Annotated in this window: 15 protein-coding genes; 9 read left to right on the top strand and 6 right to left on the bottom strand. The window is 55.1% G+C overall.

Annotated elements, in window-relative coordinates:
- Positions 1–35 precede the first annotated feature (35 nt).
- The 4 genes from urtB to urtE are packed head-to-tail and all read left to right on the top strand — an operon-like array spanning position 36 to position 4,188.
- A complete protein-coding gene (urtB, locus tag AOY24_RS17150; protein WP_043000732.1) occupies positions 36–1,610 on the top strand; it encodes an urea ABC transporter permease subunit UrtB in 1,575 nt (524 codons plus the stop codon).
- Entirely contained in the window at positions 1,610–2,683 is a 1,074-nt protein-coding gene (gene urtC / locus AOY24_RS17145; RefSeq protein WP_054177039.1) for an urea ABC transporter permease subunit UrtC, read from the top strand. The genes urtB and urtC overlap by 1 nt, the downstream gene beginning before the upstream one ends.
- On the top strand, positions 2,683–3,480 hold the full coding sequence (urtD, locus tag AOY24_RS17140; RefSeq protein WP_044268069.1) for an urea ABC transporter ATP-binding protein UrtD: 798 nt from the start codon (positions 2,683–2,685) through the stop codon (positions 3,478–3,480). Before urtC ends, urtD begins: the two co-directional genes overlap by 1 nt.
- 9 nt (positions 3,481–3,489) lie before the next feature.
- The gene (gene urtE, locus AOY24_RS17135; protein ID WP_054177038.1) at positions 3,490–4,188 is read left to right on the top strand and encodes an urea ABC transporter ATP-binding subunit UrtE; all 699 of its coding nucleotides are present in this window, start codon (positions 3,490–3,492) and stop codon (positions 4,186–4,188) included.
- 35 nt (positions 4,189–4,223) lie between these two features.
- Here urtE and ydeE read toward each other — a convergent pair whose 3' ends face one another.
- A complete protein-coding gene (gene ydeE, locus AOY24_RS17130; protein WP_044326680.1) occupies positions 4,224–5,411 on the bottom strand; it encodes an efflux MFS transporter YdeE in 1,188 nt (395 codons plus the stop codon).
- Between the two features lie 196 nt (positions 5,412–5,607).
- Here ydeE and eamA point away from each other — a divergent pair, with 196 nt between their 5' ends.
- Both eamA and AOY24_RS17120 read left to right on the top strand, forming a co-directional pair.
- Complete coding sequence (gene eamA / locus AOY24_RS17125; protein WP_054177037.1) at positions 5,608–6,510, top strand: O-acetylserine/cysteine exporter; 903 nt, start codon at positions 5,608–5,610, stop codon at positions 6,508–6,510.
- 273 nt (positions 6,511–6,783) lie between these two features.
- Positions 6,784–7,137, top strand: a complete 354-nt coding sequence (locus AOY24_RS17120; RefSeq protein ID WP_044258874.1) for a nuclear transport factor 2 family protein — start codon at positions 6,784–6,786, stop codon at positions 7,135–7,137.
- A 105-nt stretch (positions 7,138–7,242) separates the two neighbouring features.
- Here AOY24_RS17120 and marB read toward each other — a convergent pair whose 3' ends face one another.
- From marB to marR, 3 genes are read right to left on the bottom strand one after another with little or no spacing between them, the layout of a single operon-like run.
- Positions 7,243–7,461, bottom strand: a complete 219-nt coding sequence (marB, locus tag AOY24_RS17115; protein WP_043000725.1) for a multiple antibiotic resistance protein MarB — start codon at positions 7,459–7,461, stop codon at positions 7,243–7,245.
- Between the two features lie 33 nt (positions 7,462–7,494).
- Positions 7,495–7,875, bottom strand: a complete 381-nt coding sequence (gene marA / locus AOY24_RS17110) for an MDR efflux pump AcrAB transcriptional activator MarA (RefSeq protein ID WP_139155862.1) — start codon at positions 7,873–7,875, stop codon at positions 7,495–7,497.
- Between the two features lie 19 nt (positions 7,876–7,894).
- On the bottom strand, positions 7,895–8,329 hold the full coding sequence (marR, locus tag AOY24_RS17105) for a multiple antibiotic resistance transcriptional regulator MarR (RefSeq protein ID WP_043000723.1): 435 nt from the start codon (positions 8,327–8,329) through the stop codon (positions 7,895–7,897).
- 259 nt (positions 8,330–8,588) lie between these two features.
- Between marR and AOY24_RS17100 the strand changes: the two genes are divergently transcribed.
- The gene (locus AOY24_RS17100) at positions 8,589–9,251 is read left to right on the top strand and encodes a MarC family NAAT transporter (RefSeq protein ID WP_043000722.1); all 663 of its coding nucleotides are present in this window, start codon (positions 8,589–8,591) and stop codon (positions 9,249–9,251) included.
- A 34-nt stretch (positions 9,252–9,285) separates the two neighbouring features.
- On the opposite strand, the gene AOY24_RS17095 is transcribed toward AOY24_RS17100, so the two are convergent.
- Both AOY24_RS17095 and AOY24_RS17090 read right to left on the bottom strand, forming a co-directional pair.
- The gene (locus AOY24_RS17095) at positions 9,286–10,482 is read right to left on the bottom strand and encodes a sugar transporter (protein ID WP_043000721.1); all 1,197 of its coding nucleotides are present in this window, start codon (positions 10,480–10,482) and stop codon (positions 9,286–9,288) included.
- A 93-nt stretch (positions 10,483–10,575) separates the two neighbouring features.
- On the bottom strand, positions 10,576–11,436 hold the full coding sequence (locus AOY24_RS17090; RefSeq protein WP_054177036.1) for a LysR family transcriptional regulator: 861 nt from the start codon (positions 11,434–11,436) through the stop codon (positions 10,576–10,578).
- A 99-nt stretch (positions 11,437–11,535) separates the two neighbouring features.
- On the opposite strand from AOY24_RS17090, the gene sad reads away from it, so the two are divergent.
- Together sad and AOY24_RS17080 are read left to right on the top strand one after the other, a co-directional pair.
- Positions 11,536–12,924 carry a succinate-semialdehyde dehydrogenase gene (sad, locus tag AOY24_RS17085; RefSeq protein WP_054177035.1) on the top strand — a complete coding sequence of 463 codons (1,389 nt, stop codon included), beginning with the start codon at positions 11,536–11,538 and terminating at the stop codon, positions 12,922–12,924.
- A gap of 101 nt (positions 12,925–13,025) precedes the next feature.
- Positions 13,026–14,615 carry a methyl-accepting chemotaxis protein gene (locus AOY24_RS17080; RefSeq protein ID WP_054177034.1) on the top strand — a complete coding sequence of 530 codons (1,590 nt, stop codon included), beginning with the start codon at positions 13,026–13,028 and terminating at the stop codon, positions 14,613–14,615.
- The last annotated feature ends 41 nt before the right edge of the window (positions 14,616–14,656 follow it).

Below are 14,656 nucleotides of genomic sequence, written 5' to 3'. Positions count from 1 at the left end.
CCCTCCCGCAGAGGGTGACTTCTGGAGATCTTGACATGAAAGCCATGGGCTTTATTCGTGGTTTGTTGCTGGCGTTCGGGCTTCTGCCAGGGTTCGTTCAGGCCAGCGATGCCGACGCGTTTGTCGCCGCCAGCCGTACCGTCCAGGCGCAACTGCTCGAACAGTGGGCGGCAACACCTGACCCTCAGCGTTTGCCGCTGCTGACGGCGCTGAGCCGGGAGGCGCTGCTCACCGACAGCACAAAACAGGCTTTCACCCGCGAGGGAACGCAGGTTGTGCCTCTGGGAACGGCCAGTAGCCCAACGGGAACGGTAAAACCCCTACGCCTGACCAACCGACTGCGCATTCTTGTTGCCGGCGCGCTGGCGACGCATCAACTCATTAGTGACAGTGTCACACAAAGGCTGGCGGCTACCCGTACGCTACAGCGCGACGCACAGCCGTCCATGCTGCCTTTTATCCAACAGCGCCTGGCACAGGAAACTGATGCGGAGGTGAAATCACGCCTGACCCGCGTTCTGGCTAACCTGCAACTGGCCAGTCCATCGGCGGAGATTCGCCGTCAGGCGATCATACTGTTGGGCGACTCCAGCGATCCGGAAATGCAGGCACGCCTGCAACCGTTTACTGACAAAGCTCATGAACCGGATGCCAGCGTGCGCGCGGTGGCCAGTGACAGCCTGGCGCGTATCCAACAGCGAATGGCGATTGGCGATCTGCTTGGACAGGCGTTTATGGGGCTGTCGCTTGGATCGGTGCTGCTGCTGGCGGCGCTCGGTCTGGCGATCACCTACGGCCTGTTGGGAGTGATCAACATGGCGCACGGCGAAATGCTGATGCTCGGGGCTTACTGTACGTGGATGGTGCAACAGGCGATGGCGCAGTTTGTCCCGCAGTGGCTGGCCTTTTATCCACTGGTTGCCTTGCCGGTTGCCTTTATGTTTACCGCAGGCGCGGGAATGATTCTGGAACGCGGGGTGATCCGCCATCTTTACGGACGTCCACTGGAAACGCTGCTGGCGACGTGGGGTATCAGCCTGATGCTGATCCAGCTTGTGCGGATGACCTTCGGGGCACAAAACCTGGAGGTGGCGAATCCGGCGTGGCTGTCGGGTGGCGTACAGGTTTACGCCAGTCTGGTGCTACCGTGGAATCGCATTGTGGTGCTGGGGTTCGCGCTGCTGGTGCTGTTCTTCACCTGGCTGCTGCTGAACAAAACGCGGCTGGGCATGCGGGTACGCGCCGTGACCCAGAACCGCAGTATGGCGGCCTGCTGCGGTGTTCCGACGGGGCGTGTGGATATGCTGGCCTTTGGTCTGGGTTCAGGTATTGCCGGACTTGGCGGCGTCGCCCTGTCGCAACTGGGTAACGTCGGTCCGGAACTGGGCCAGGGCTATATCATCGACTCCTTTCTGGTGGTGGTGCTGGGCGGCGTCGGCCAACTTGCCGGTAGCGTGGCGGCGGCGTTCGGTCTCGGCGTATTCAACAAAATCCTCGAACCGCAGATGGGTGCGGTACTCGGGAAGATTGTCATTCTGGTGTTGATCATTCTGTTTATCCAGAAGCGACCCCAGGGACTGTTTGCTCTGAAAGGGAGAGTCACCGAATAATGACCATGCCAATGACCTTAACACTGGCGCGTAAAGCGCCGCGTATCAGTCGGGTGCTGACGGGGATTATCCTGCTGGCGCTGATGGTGCTGCCGTTTCTTGCCTTGCTGCCCGCCGATCATCCGCTGGCGATTTCCGTGTGGACGTTGACGCTTGCCGGGAAAATTCTCTGCTATGCGGTGGTGGCGGTCGCACTGGATCTGGTCTGGGGGTATGCCGGGATGCTGTCACTGGGACACGGGCTTTTCTTTGCGCTTGGCGGTTACGCGATGGGGATGTATCTGATGCGCCAGGCCTCCGGTGAAGGGCTGCCCGCGTTTATGTCCTTTCTCTCCGGGAGCGAGTTGCCGTGGTTCTGGTGGGGAACCCAGCATTTTGCGTGGGCAATGGCGCTGGTGGTACTGGTGCCCGGCGGACTGGCGCTGATCTTTGGCTACTTCGCTTTCCGCTCGAAGATTAAAGGCGTCTACTTTTCGATCATGACGCAGGCGCTGACCTTCGCCGGTATGTTGCTGTTCTTTCGTAATGAGACCGGTTTTGGCGGCAACAACGGGTTTACCGGTTTTACCACGCTTCTGGGGCTGTCGGTCACTGCCACCACCACCCGTATCGGACTGTTTCTGGCGACGCTAGGGTTGCTGGTACTGGCATTGTGGCTGGGGTTTGCGCTGGCGCGCAGTAAGTTTGGCCGGATCCTCACCGCCGTGCGCGACGCGGAAAACCGGCTGATGTTTTGCGGCTATGACCCGAAAGGTTTCAAATTGCTGGTCTGGACGCTCTCTGCCGTGTTGTGCGGGTTGGCAGGCGCACTGTATGTGCCGCAGGTCGGGATCATTAACCCCAGCGAAATGTCGCCCACTAACTCTATCGAAGCCGCCATCTGGGTGGCGCTCGGCGGGCGTGGCTCGCTGATCGGCCCGGTCATTGGTGCGGTGATGGTAAACGGTGCCAAAAGCCTCTTCACCGTCATCATGCCGGAATACTGGCAGCTGTTTCTGGGGCTGATCTTCATCGGTGTCACGCTGTTTTTACCCCGTGGTGTGATTGGCCTGTTTCGTAAAGGAGACAAATAATGCAGCCGGATGAAGGCCTTTTTACCCGCCAGGTTCCCGGCGATCGCTATCGCCAGCAGACGGACCCGGTGCTGCAACTGGAAAACATCAACGTCAGCTTTGACGGTTTTCAGGCATTAACCAATCTCACGCTGAATATTGGCGTTGGCGAACTGCGTTGCGTCATTGGTCCTAACGGCGCGGGGAAAACCACGCTGATGGATGTGATTACCGGGAAGACGCGTCCGCAAAGCGGAAAGGCGCTGTATGACCAGTCAACCGATCTGACCGCGTTGGATCCGATCGCCATTGCCCGTCAGGGTATTGGCCGTAAGTTTCAAAAGCCGACGGTGTTCGAAGCGCTGACGGTGGCAGAAAACCTTGAGCTGGCGATGAAAAACGATAAATCGGTGTGGGCGTCACTGCGCGCAAAGCTAAACAGCGAACAGCGCGACCGCATCGATGAGATGCTTGGCTTGCTGCGCCTGCGGACCGAAAGAGGGCGTCGCGCCGGAATGTTGTCACACGGACAGAAGCAGTTTCTCGAGATTGGTATGCTGTTGGTGCAGGAGCCGCACCTGCTATTGCTGGATGAACCCGCCGCTGGCATGACCGATGCTGAGACGGAATATACTGCAGAACTGTTTCGTACGCTGGCGGGCAAACATTCGCTGATGGTAGTGGAGCATGATATGGGCTTTGTAGAAACCATCGCCGACCACGTCACGGTGCTCCATCAGGGAAGCGTACTGGCGGAAGGCAGTCTGCGTGAGGTGCAGGCCAACGAGCAGGTGATTGACGTCTATCTTGGGCGCTAAGGAGTACAGATGCTACAGGTAAATGAACTGAATCAATATTATGGTGGCAGCCATATTCTGCGCGGCGTCACCTTTGACGCCAGCCCTGGTGAAGTGACCTGCCTGCTGGGACGCAACGGCGTCGGTAAAACCACCTTGCTGAAATGTCTGATGGGGCTGATACCGGCGCGTAGCGGAACGGTGGCCTGGCAGGAAAAGAACATCACCCATCGCAAGCCGCATCAGCGGGTACAGGCGGGCATCGCGTATGTGCCGCAGGGCCGCGAAATTTTCCCGCGACTGACGGTGGAAGAAAACCTGTTGCTGGGGCTGTCGCGCTTTTCGTCACGCGAAGCGAAAGCGGTTCCGGAAGAGATCTACACACTATTCCCGGTACTGAAAGAGATGAAACAGCGGCGCGGCGGCGATCTCTCCGGAGGTCAGCAGCAGCAACTGGCGATTGGCCGCGCGCTGGCGAGTCGTCCGCAGTTATTGATCCTCGATGAACCGACGGAGGGGATTCAGCCGTCGGTGATCAAAGAGATAGGACAGGTGATCGCTCAGCTCGCCCGGCGTGGCGATATGGCGATTCTGCTGGTTGAGCAGTTCTACGACTTTGCAGCGGAACTGGCGGATAACTATTTGCTGATGTCGCGCGGTAGCATTATTCAACGGGGACGCGGCGAAAATATGGAATCGGAAGGGGTACGCGGTTTAGTGGCTATCTGACAGACGTGCAGGACTTGGACCTGCACGACATCAGCTCAACACAACGCCGGTTGGCCCCAGGGTCTGACACGCATGCCTTTAAGCATCAGCGCCCACGCGACAATAATCGCCACCATCAGGACGATAAACAGCGTCCAGGCGGGGAAAGAGGTCAGAATGACGCCGCTGGCCAACGGGTTAAACGCCGCACCCAACCAACCCAGCGACTGCGCGGAGAAATAACTGGCCTTCATACCCGGTGGGGCGATGTTATCGATCAACATGTATTCACCTGGTGCGTAGATCACTTCGCCAAGCGTAAAGATCGCGGCGGATACGCCCCAGAGCAGCAGGCTGTTGCCGGAGATCATGAATCCGCCGAGACCAATGACAAAACAGACGGTGCCAAAGCCCATCAGCGGACGAATGTTAGCCGGCGTCAGTCTGCGCCCCACGGCATACTGCAAGCTGACGACCACCGCGGCGTTGACGGGCAACACCACCGCCACGACTTTCTCAGCGAAATTGCCATCGGCGACGACCATCACGTACTGAGAGAGACAGGACGCAAACGCACCGGAAACAAACGAGGCCAGAAACGCCGACAGCGTAAACCAGAACAGCGCTTTATCGTGCAGCAGTACCGCAGGCGACCAGGCGACGCTGTTTTCGCTATTAACGGCGGCGGCAGAACGCTTGACCAGAAGCTGGATAAACACCAGCGGAAAGGCGGAGCAGAAGGCGGCGAGCCAGAAGGGTAAGTTGATGCTCTGCATCACCAGCAGCGTGCCGAGCGGCGGGCCAACGGTCCAGCCGATATTCAGTACCGTATAGTTAAGCGAAAAGATTTTTGCCTTCGCGCCGGGCGAAAGATGGTCGGCAAACCAGGCTTTCAGCACGGTGGCAAACACCGAATAAGCGCAGTTGATCAGGGCAAAAAGCAGCACCACCAGCATTACGCTATCAACCAACGGAATGGCGATAAAGCCAAAGGCAAAGGCGGAAATCGCCAGAAGCATGTAGCGCTTCTTGTCGAATTTGTCCGCCAGAATGCCAAAGCCAAGGCTAAAGACCACGCCGATGGTCAACGCAATGGTCATGGCATAGCCGATCAGATCCACGCTCAGGTCGTACTGGCGACTCAGATAAATGGTCATGAAGGGCAGCGTTGCGCCACGACCGATCGTCAGTAACAGTGAGGAGGCGAGTAAAGCAAGGGTGGATCGTCTCAGCGTTTTGTTCATTTCTCTGCCCGACAGTGTGTTTCGTTATATTTGTTTTAGATATGTAAAGAAATAACACGGCAAAAGTGTGATGTATAGCGGATAAATTGTTCTATTGTGCACTGCTATCCCTACCAGAATTAATGATCTGTTGCGGGCTACTCATTTCCGTTACTTTAACTTGTTTACAAAAATTTAAACTTCGCGGAGCGGTGGTATGACGCGCAAAGACGGGCTGTTGGCATTACTGGTGGTGGTGGTTTGGGGGCTGAACTTTGTTGTCATTAAGGTGGGGCTGCATGCAATGCCACCGCTGATGCTGGCGGGGTTGCGCTTTTTGCTGGTGGCGTTTCCGGCGATATTTTTTGTTGCGCGTCCGCGTATTCCGCTGTCGCTGCTGCTCGGTTACGGCCTGACAATCAGCTTCGGTCAGTTTGCCTTTCTGTTTTGCGCGATCAAGTTTGGCATGCCAGCTGGACTGGCGTCGCTGGTATTGCAGGCTCAGGCCTTTTTCACCATCGTGCTGGGCGCATTTGCCTTTGGCGAACGTTTGCAGGGCAAACAAATTGCCGGAATTGCGCTCGCAATTTTTGGTGTGCTGGTGCTGATTGAAGGCAGCCTCAACGGACAGCATGTCGGGATGCTCGGCTTTATGCTGACGCTGGCGGCGGCATTTAGCTGGGCCTGCGGCAATATCTTCAATAAAAAAATAATGGGGCATGCCTCGCGCCCGCCGGTAATGTCGCTGGTGGTCTGGAGTGCACTGATTCCGATACTGCCGTTCTTTGCAGCATCGCTGTTGCTCGACGGCGCGACGCAAATCGTTGAAAGCCTGATTGCCATCGATCTGACCACGATCTTATCGCTGGTCTATCTGGCCTTTGTTGCCACGATAGTCGGCTACGGGATCTGGGGGACGCTGCTCGGGCGTTATGAAACCTGGCGTGTTGCGCCGCTCTCCCTGCTGGTACCGGTGGTGGGACTGGCCAGCGCGGCGCTGTTGCTCGACGAAACGCTGAGCGCATTACAGCTGTTTGGCGCGATGCTGATCATGGCCGGTCTGTACATCAACGTGTTTGGTTTTCGCTGGCGCAGAACGGCGCAGGTGAGGGGATCGTAGGTCGGAAAAAGCAAATAGCGCAGGGATTGCCTGAAGTCGCTGCGCTGATCAGGCCTGGCAGGTAAAAACTGACGTTAATATTATCACAATCATCCATTGTCATTTAATACTTAGAAGTGAATTTAAAAATAGTAACAGATATTTTAATAGAGCAGCCATGTACAGGCTGCTCTATTTTTAAGTAATGGCTATATTTTAAATAAATGTTGAACTTGATAATTTTTTGATGATATGTTACGACGAGGGAATGTTCACAGGTTGGAGGTAAATTATATGACGCCAAAAGAGATACTTTGCCAATGGGTTGACGCATTTAATAATGCTGATATAGAAACTATTTCAGAATTATATGATGAGAATGCAATAAACCATCAGGTTGCCAATGAGCCAGTTATTGGTAAAGAGGCGATAAAGAAAATGTTTGAACAAGATTTTTCTTACACGGATATGGTTTGTATCGTTGAAAACATTTTCGAAGATGGACAATGGGCAATTTTAGAGTGGCGTGACCCATTAGGTCTGAGAGGTTGCGGTTTTTTCCAAATAGTAAATAATAAAATTTTATTTCAAAGAGGCTACTGGGATAAGCTAACTTTCTTGAAGCAGCATAATTTGCCTATTGAATAAAATGAATACGTAAAAGAAGAGCGAAAACGGCGCTGCGGGAAATTTTAAGAATATAACGATCAGGGGGATAAAAAAAGCCCCGCTTTTCAGCAGGGCGAAAACGAATCACAGGCTGTGCCGGTTGTAATAGGGCACGCCCAGTTCGTCGGACTTGTCACTTCCCGCGCCCATGTGATTAAAATCAAACGGCGACTGTTCCTGTGAAGTGGGGACAATCATCGTGTCACGACTGTTTGTCGTGGTGGGCTGCGCGGATTGCTCCGCAACGCTCTGACCTGAGACAACAAGCAGCAGGGCCAGCATTGCAGAAGACAACAGTTTCATGATTTCCTCGATTACGTCGTTTACAGGCGATGGTTAGTTACAATGGTTCAGCGGTAGCAAATACCGCGATTCGCCGCGCATATTGGTAATACGGTATTTATGCGGCGGAACGTCGAAATAGTTTTTGAATGTCCGGGTCAGCGTCTGCTGCGACTCGAAACCGTAACGTTCTGCCAGATATAAAATCGGCTCGTTACTCTCTTTTAATTTCTGCGCTATTTCGGTCATTTTACGGCTGCGGATGTACTGGCCTAATGAATGGCCGGTCTCTTTTTTGAACATCCGTTGCAGGTGCCATTTGGAGTAACCTGAACGCTCAGACACTTTTTCCAGTGAGAGCGGCGATTCCAGGTTATCTTCGATCCAGTCCAAAATGCTATGAATGGTGATAGCGTCAGTATTGCGTCTGGACATCGTCATACCTCTTCTTGTTTTACGGCAGTACTTTCTTAAGCAAATGCTCAAGTGTTGCCACTTCGTCCGCCGTTAAGTTTTTTGTTAATTCCTGGTGCAGGTCTTGTCCTACTAATTGATGACATTGCTCACAAATTGCCGCGCCGTGTTCGGTGAGTTTCACCAGCACACCGCGTTTGTCATGTGGGTTAGGCAGTCTGTCAATCCAGCCTTTGCAGACCAGACGCTCGAGCATGCGCGTTAAGGCGCCGAGATCGACAGACAACACTTTTTTCAGTTCAACCGGGGTAATGCAGCCCGCACAACGGATAGAGCAGAGCACCTTAAACTGTGCTGCCGTGATATCCAGCGGCGAGAGATAGTCGTTCAACAGACGATCTTTCTTCTGATTGACCATGTGGATCAAGCGCCCCAGTGGGATGATTTCATTGAATAAGTCACTGGTGCTTTTCACAATGGTTGCCCTGGCAAGTATTTAGTTACGGCAGATAATATTGCCCAGGCAACTATAAGTCAAACGAATGGATTTACCGATCACACGTTTTGCTAAAAGCGAAAAGACACGCGCTGTGTCACATTTTATTTAGTTAATGATAATTAGCGGTTATCTCTCAGGTCGCTAACGAATGCTTACAGCACCAGAATGGCTAACTTCATGGTTTTCCACTTATACTTGCCGCTAATACATGGGTGAAACAGGAATGACGGCCAATATGATGGATTTGTTTAAAGCAATAGGGCTGGGGCTGGTAGTGATTCTCCCTCTGGCGAATCCGTTGACGACCGTCGCGCTGTTTCTCGGTCTTGCCGGGAACATGAACAGCGCAGAACGGAATCACCAGTCGTTAATGGCATCGGTTTACGTGTTTGCCATCATGATGGTGGCCTACTATGCGGGCCAACTGGTGATGAATACTTTCGGTATCTCCATTCCGGGCCTGCGTATCGCCGGGGGGTTAATTGTGGCGTTCATCGGTTTCCGCATGCTGTTTCCGCAGCAAAAAGCGCATGAATCGCCGGAGGCGCGGAGCAAGTCGGAAGAGCTGGAAGATGAGCCGACCGCCAATATCGCGTTTGTGCCGCTGGCAATGCCAAGCACGGCGGGGCCGGGGACCATTGCGATGATTATCAGCTCCGCCTCAACGGTGCGTCACGGCACGGATTTTCCTGACTGGGTGATTACCGTCGCGCCGCCGCTCATCTTTGCCCTGGTGGGGGTGATCCTGTGGGGATGCTTACGCAGTTCCGGGGCGATTATGCGTCTGGTGGGCAAGGGCGGTATTGAAGCCATTTCCCGGCTGATGGGCTTTCTGCTGGTCTGTATGGGCGTGCAGTTTATTATTAACGGCGTGCTGGAAATTATTAAAACCTACTGATCAAAAAGCCCGGTCGCGATGACCGGGCTGTCTGTCAGGAATGCTGTGGTTGTTCTTCTAATGAGACCGGCCATTTACGGAAGATAATCACCGACCAGATCAGCGCGGCAAGTGCCGGAACGGCCCCCACGTAGCCAATGGTTGACATCGACCAGTGCAGACTCACCTGATTTCCCACCAGCGCGCCCGCACCAATACCAATATTGAAAATGCCGGAAAACAGCGCCATCGCTACATCCGTGGCATCCGGAGCCAGCGCCAGCACCTTCACCTGCATCCCGAGGCCAATCACCATGATGGCAATCCCCCAGAAAACGCTCAGAACAGCCAGATGAGATTCACTGTCAGCGGCAGGTAACAGCAATACCAGGCAGAGCAGCAGCAGCGCGATGGCGATGCTGATGAGCGCCGAGGCATGGTGATTGCCGAGCTTGCCAAAGATGATGCTGCCGATAATGCCTGCACCGCCCAGCACCAGTAACAGTACGGTGGCGAAATTCGCGCTCAACCCGGCAACAGTCTGCACAAACGGTTCGATATAGCTGTACGCGGTGTAGTGCGCCGTCACCACCACCACCGTCAACAGATAGAGGCACATCAGCGCCGGACGGCGGAACAGCAGTGGCAGACTTTTCAGCGAGCCGGAATGTTCACTTGGTAATTTCGGCAGCAGCTTGATCAGGCAAATCAGGGTGATGAATGCCCCCATCCCGATGGCGAAGAAGGTGGTTCGCCAGCCAAAATACTGACCAACAATACGACCAAGCGGTAAGCCCAGCACCATCGCCAGCGCCGTTCCGGTGGCGAGTAAACTTAATGCCTGAGCGCGTTTGCCCGCGGGAGCAAGGCGGATCGCCAGTGAGGCGGTAATCGACCAGAAGATCGCGTGCGCAAAGGCAATCCCGATACGGCTAATCACCAGCACGGTGAAGTTCCACGCCAGGAACGAGAGCACATGGCTGGCAATAAACAGCACAAACAAGCATATCAGCAGCTTACGCCGCTCAACCTGACTGGTCAGCAACATGAACGGCAGGGACAACAGCGCGACAACCCAGGCGTAGATCGTCAGCATGATCCCGACCTGTGCGGTCTGCATACTAAAACTCTGTGCGATGTCTGAAAGCAGACCCACGGGGACAAATTCTGTGGTATTGAAAATAAACGCAGCAATAGCCAGCGTAACGACCCGTAACCACGCGACTTTGCGGGAAACCGTTTGAGTTGTCATAAGAGTGCATCGGTTCGTTGCGAAAAGGAGAGGATGCGATCTTAAAACGTTTGCTGATGAAAAGACAACCGTTTTGTGATTCAGATCTCGTTTTCAGCATTGTTCCGTCAGCAGCTCAATGAACGCCTCCAGTTGGCGCATCTTCGCCCCGCGCCGCCAGACCAGCCAGGTCGTCAGCCAGCGCCAGTTACCGGACAGCGGCCAGGCCTCAACCTGCTGATGTCCGGGCATACTTTCCAGCATCGAACGGGGGATTAACGCGATACCAGCACCGGCGATCACACAGGCCAGCATGCCGTGATAGGACTCCATTTCGTGGATCGTGCCTGGCATTGCCCGATCGGCATTAAACCAGCTTTCGAAATGGCGGCGATAGGAACAATTGGCGCGAAAGGCGTAAATGTGACTGCCGTTGACCTCGCTGGCGCGTGTCACTGGCGGGTGACCGTGCGGCGTAACCACCATCATCTCTTCCTGATACACCGGCATCCCTTCAAGACCGGGGTGGGTAATCGGTCCGTCCACAAAGGCGGCATTGAGATGACCCTGAAGCACGCCGTCCAGCATGTTGCCAGAAGGCCCGGTCGCCAGGGAGAACTGGATTTTGGGGTAGCGCTGATTGTAGCGAGCAAGCGTAGCCGGTATCCGTACCGCGGCGGTACTTTCCAGCGCGCCCAGTGAGAACAGCCCCTGAGGTTCATCACCCGCGACAACCATTCGCGCCTCGTCAACCAGCGCGAGGATCTGCTGACTGTAGCGCAGAAAGTTGTGCCCGGCAGGGGAAAGGCGCAGGCGCTGATTCTCGCGAATAAACAGATCGACGCCGAGATCGGCCTCCAGTTGGCGAATGCGGGTGGTGAGATTGGAGGGGACACGGTGCACCTTCGCCGCTGCCTGGGTGATGCTGCCCGTTTCGGCAACCGCGTTAAACATCTCCAGTTGGGTCAGATCCATGATGTTCTCTAATTGTGAATGGTTTGGTTAATATTATTCATTTTTCGGAAAGAGTAAATGCGTCCATGATGATCGCATCAAGAATGATGGAGAGACTGTATGACGATTTCGCCGGCAACCCACGCCATTTCCACCAACCCGTACAATGGCGAACGCCTTTCAGCACTGCCGTGGTCTACGGCCCAGGACATTGAACAGGCGCTACAGCTTGCGGCCGTGGGATTTCGCGACTGGAAACAGACTACGGTGGCGTATCGGGCGCAGAAATTACGTGACATCGGCCAGGCCTTACGCGTGCGTGGCGAAGAGATGGCACAGTGCATTACCCGTGAGATGGGCAAACCGATTAAACAGGCGCGTGCAGAAGTGGCAAAATCGGCGGCACTGTGTGACTGGTATGCAGAACACGGCCCGGCAATGCTGGACGCTGAACCCACGCAGGTGGAAAACCAACAGGCGGTCATTGAGTATCGTCCGTTAGGTACCATTCTGGCGGTCATGCCGTGGAATTTTCCGCTGTGGCAGGTGCTGCGCGGAGCGGTGCCGATTTTGCTGGCCGGTAATGGCTATCTGCTTAAGCCTGCGCCGAACGTTATTGGCTGCGCGCAAATCATCCGCCAGGTTTTTGCTGATGCAGCGATACCCGTCGGCGTCTACGGCTGGCTGAATGCGGATAATCAGGGCGTCAGCACATTGATAAACGATGCGCGGATTGCGGCCGTGACGGTGACCGGTAGCGTGCGTGCAGGGGCAGCCATTGGCGCTCAGGCCGGAGCCGCGTTGAAAAAATGTGTGCTGGAACTGGGAGGTTCCGATCCGTTTATTGTGCTTAGCGATGCCGATCTGGATCTGGCAGTGCAGGCGGCGGTGGCCGGACGCTACCAAAATAGTGGGCAGGTTTGTGCGGCGGCGAAACGCTTTATTCTCGAAGAGGGGATCGCAGAGTGCTTTATCGCGCGCTTTGTGGCGGCTGCCGCCGCGCTGAAGCAGGGCGATCCGCTGGCGGAGGAGAGCGAACTCGGACCGATGGCGCGTGCCGATCTGCGTGACGAGTTGCATCAGCAGGTGCAGGCGACGATTGCCGAAGGCGCTGAGTTACGACTTGGCGGTGAGATGCCTTCCGGAGCCGGTAACTTTTATCCGGCCACGGTGCTGACCAACGTAACCCCTGAGATGACGGCGTTTCGCGAAGAACTGTTCGGGCCGGTTGCGGCGATCGCCATAGCGAAGAGTGCTGAGCATGCGCTGGAACTCGCAAACGACAGTGACTTTGGTCTGTCGGCGACCCTTTTTACCGCCGATGAAGCCCGGGCACTGGAGATAGCCGCACGTCTGGAATGTGGCGGTGTCTTTATCAACGGCTTTAGCGCCAGCGATGCCCGGGTGGCGTTTGGCGGCGTGAAGAAGAGCGGCTTTGGTCGCGAACTCTCGCACTTTGGTCTGCGTGAATTCTGTAATGTGCAGACCGTCTGGAAGAACCGACGCTAATCTTTCCGGCTCTCTGCGGGGCGCCTTGTCACATTTCTGCCATAGTTTTGTCATTTACGCTTCGTAGACTCGCGCTTAACGTGTTGATACTGAAGAATATTATGAACTTAACTCAAATTTTACGTCGCGTTGCGCGCCGTTTTCTACCGCAGCAGTTTGGCCTGTTAACCGGGATTTTTTGCATCATTGCGCTGTTTTCCGTGCTGCAAATGACGTCGTCACTGATGCTGTCGTTTTCTGTCAGTCAGGCCCGGGAAAACGAGCAGCGTAACCAACAGGCGTTGCGTCAACAGACAAAAGTTGAAGAGGCACGGATTGCGCTTCTGACCGCCAGCGATCTGCTCAATCGGGCGGGTGTTTACTTTATGCAGGATGCCGCCACGGGTTCTGAAGGCAGCTGGCAGCCGTTGATTGACGAAGCCCGGCAGGCGTTAACTCAGTCGACAACCGCGTGGCAGGCATGGCGCGAAATGAACCCGCAGGCGGACGACGGGCTGGTCGACAGCTATCAGCGTTTTAGCGGCGGTATCCAGGAACAGGTGACAGGGCTAAGTAAGACGCAGTCGATTGACGCGTTCTTTGCGGTGCCCATTCAGGCGTTTCAGGCCGACTTCAATGATAACTATGCCAGAGTGCAAAAGGTCACTGCCCAGGAGCGGGAGAGTGGACGACAACAACTGCTGGATCGTCTACTCGATCTTCAGCATCTGTTCTTACTCCTGCCGGTAATGCTGCTGACCATTGCGATCGTGGTCTGGTGGGGGATGTCGCGCTGGGTGATTTCTCCGCTGCGTCGGCTGATCGCACATATTGATATTCTGGCGGCAGGCGATCTCTCACAGCCGCTTCCTGCCGTACCTGGATCTAACCGGGAAGTGTCGCAGCTCCACGTAAGAATTGGTGCGATGCAGCAGGGGCTACGTGAACTGGTCCAGCAGGTCAGTGAGGCAACGACGGCGATGGCTGACAATATCGAAAGGCTGGCGCAGAACAATACGCGCTTGTATCAGCAGTCGGCGAAACAGAGTGAAGAACTGCATAACGTCACCTCGCATATTTCTGTGCTGGAAACGCACGTTGAAGATAACAGCGGATATGCCCAACTGGCGAATCAGCGTGCGGAAGAAGCGCGCGCCATTGCGGCAGGCGGTGACCGAATGATGGATACCGTGAATCGTTCAATGCAGGCGATTGTGACGCGCTCGGCGGAAATGCGCGGGATTATTGCGCTGATTGATAACGTCGCCTTCCAGACTAATATTCTGGCGCTGAACGCGGCTATCGAAGCCGCCCATGCCGGTGAGCAGGGACGCGGCTTTGCGGTGGTGGCAAGAGAAGTGGGATTGCTGGCGCGCAAGAGCAGTCAGTCCACGCAGGATATTCAGGCGCTGATCTATCACTCTCTGCAAGGAATAGAAGAAGGGTCAAGCGCAGTGACGCATCTGGAAGAGAACTTACAGCAGGTGATCGCGCTGGTGGAAAATCTGGGCGCCTCACTGAATGATATCTCCGCCGCGACGCTGCATCAGGGAGCCCGAATCCATCAAATGACGCGTCAGCTGCAAGCGCTGAACCTGGTCGCGCGTGATACCCGCGAACTGGTGGATACGGCATCGGCTTCCTCGCAGCAGTTGCATAATGAATCGCGCCAGTTGATTCACGCCGTGGCGAGATTCCGACTTCCGGCCTGACGTGGGGTATTCCGCTCTGTTATACTCGCAGCCCTTTTCAG

This window comes from Citrobacter sp. CtB7.12 (assembly GCF_001297795.1).
GTDB lineage: Bacteria > Pseudomonadota > Gammaproteobacteria > Enterobacterales > Enterobacteriaceae > Citrobacter_A > Citrobacter_A amalonaticus.
This window is presented reverse-complemented; position numbering and strand designations above follow the sequence as displayed.

What these genes read in the sequence shown, in the direction of transcription:
- AOY24_RS17120 (WP_044258874.1), top strand. Translation starts at nt 6,784, where the DNA reads ATGACGCCAAAAGAGATACTTTGCCAATGGGTTGACGCATTTAATAAT.
- urtC (WP_054177039.1), top strand. Translation starts at nt 1,610, where the DNA reads ATGACCATGCCAATGACCTTAACACTGGCGCGTAAAGCGCCGCGTATC.
- sad (WP_054177035.1), top strand. Translation starts at nt 11,536, where the DNA reads ATGACGATTTCGCCGGCAACCCACGCCATTTCCACCAACCCGTACAAT.
- urtB (WP_043000732.1), top strand. Translation starts at nt 36, where the DNA reads ATGAAAGCCATGGGCTTTATTCGTGGTTTGTTGCTGGCGTTCGGGCTT.
- AOY24_RS17090 (WP_054177036.1), bottom strand. Translation starts at nt 11,436, where the DNA reads ATGGATCTGACCCAACTGGAGATGTTTAACGCGGTTGCCGAAACGGGC.
- eamA (WP_054177037.1), top strand. Translation starts at nt 5,608, where the DNA reads ATGACGCGCAAAGACGGGCTGTTGGCATTACTGGTGGTGGTGGTTTGG.
- AOY24_RS17100 (WP_043000722.1), top strand. Translation starts at nt 8,589, where the DNA reads ATGATGGATTTGTTTAAAGCAATAGGGCTGGGGCTGGTAGTGATTCTC.
- AOY24_RS17095 (WP_043000721.1), bottom strand. Translation starts at nt 10,482, where the DNA reads ATGACAACTCAAACGGTTTCCCGCAAAGTCGCGTGGTTACGGGTCGTT.
- ydeE (WP_044326680.1), bottom strand. Translation starts at nt 5,411, where the DNA reads ATGAACAAAACGCTGAGACGATCCACCCTTGCTTTACTCGCCTCCTCA.
- marA (WP_139155862.1), bottom strand. Translation starts at nt 7,875, where the DNA reads ATGTCCAGACGCAATACTGACGCTATCACCATTCATAGCATTTTGGAC.
- urtE (WP_054177038.1), top strand. Translation starts at nt 3,490, where the DNA reads ATGCTACAGGTAAATGAACTGAATCAATATTATGGTGGCAGCCATATT.
- AOY24_RS17080 (WP_054177034.1), top strand. Translation starts at nt 13,026, where the DNA reads ATGAACTTAACTCAAATTTTACGTCGCGTTGCGCGCCGTTTTCTACCG.
- urtD (WP_044268069.1), top strand. Translation starts at nt 2,683, where the DNA reads ATGCAGCCGGATGAAGGCCTTTTTACCCGCCAGGTTCCCGGCGATCGC.
- marB (WP_043000725.1), bottom strand. Translation starts at nt 7,461, where the DNA reads ATGAAACTGTTGTCTTCTGCAATGCTGGCCCTGCTGCTTGTTGTCTCA.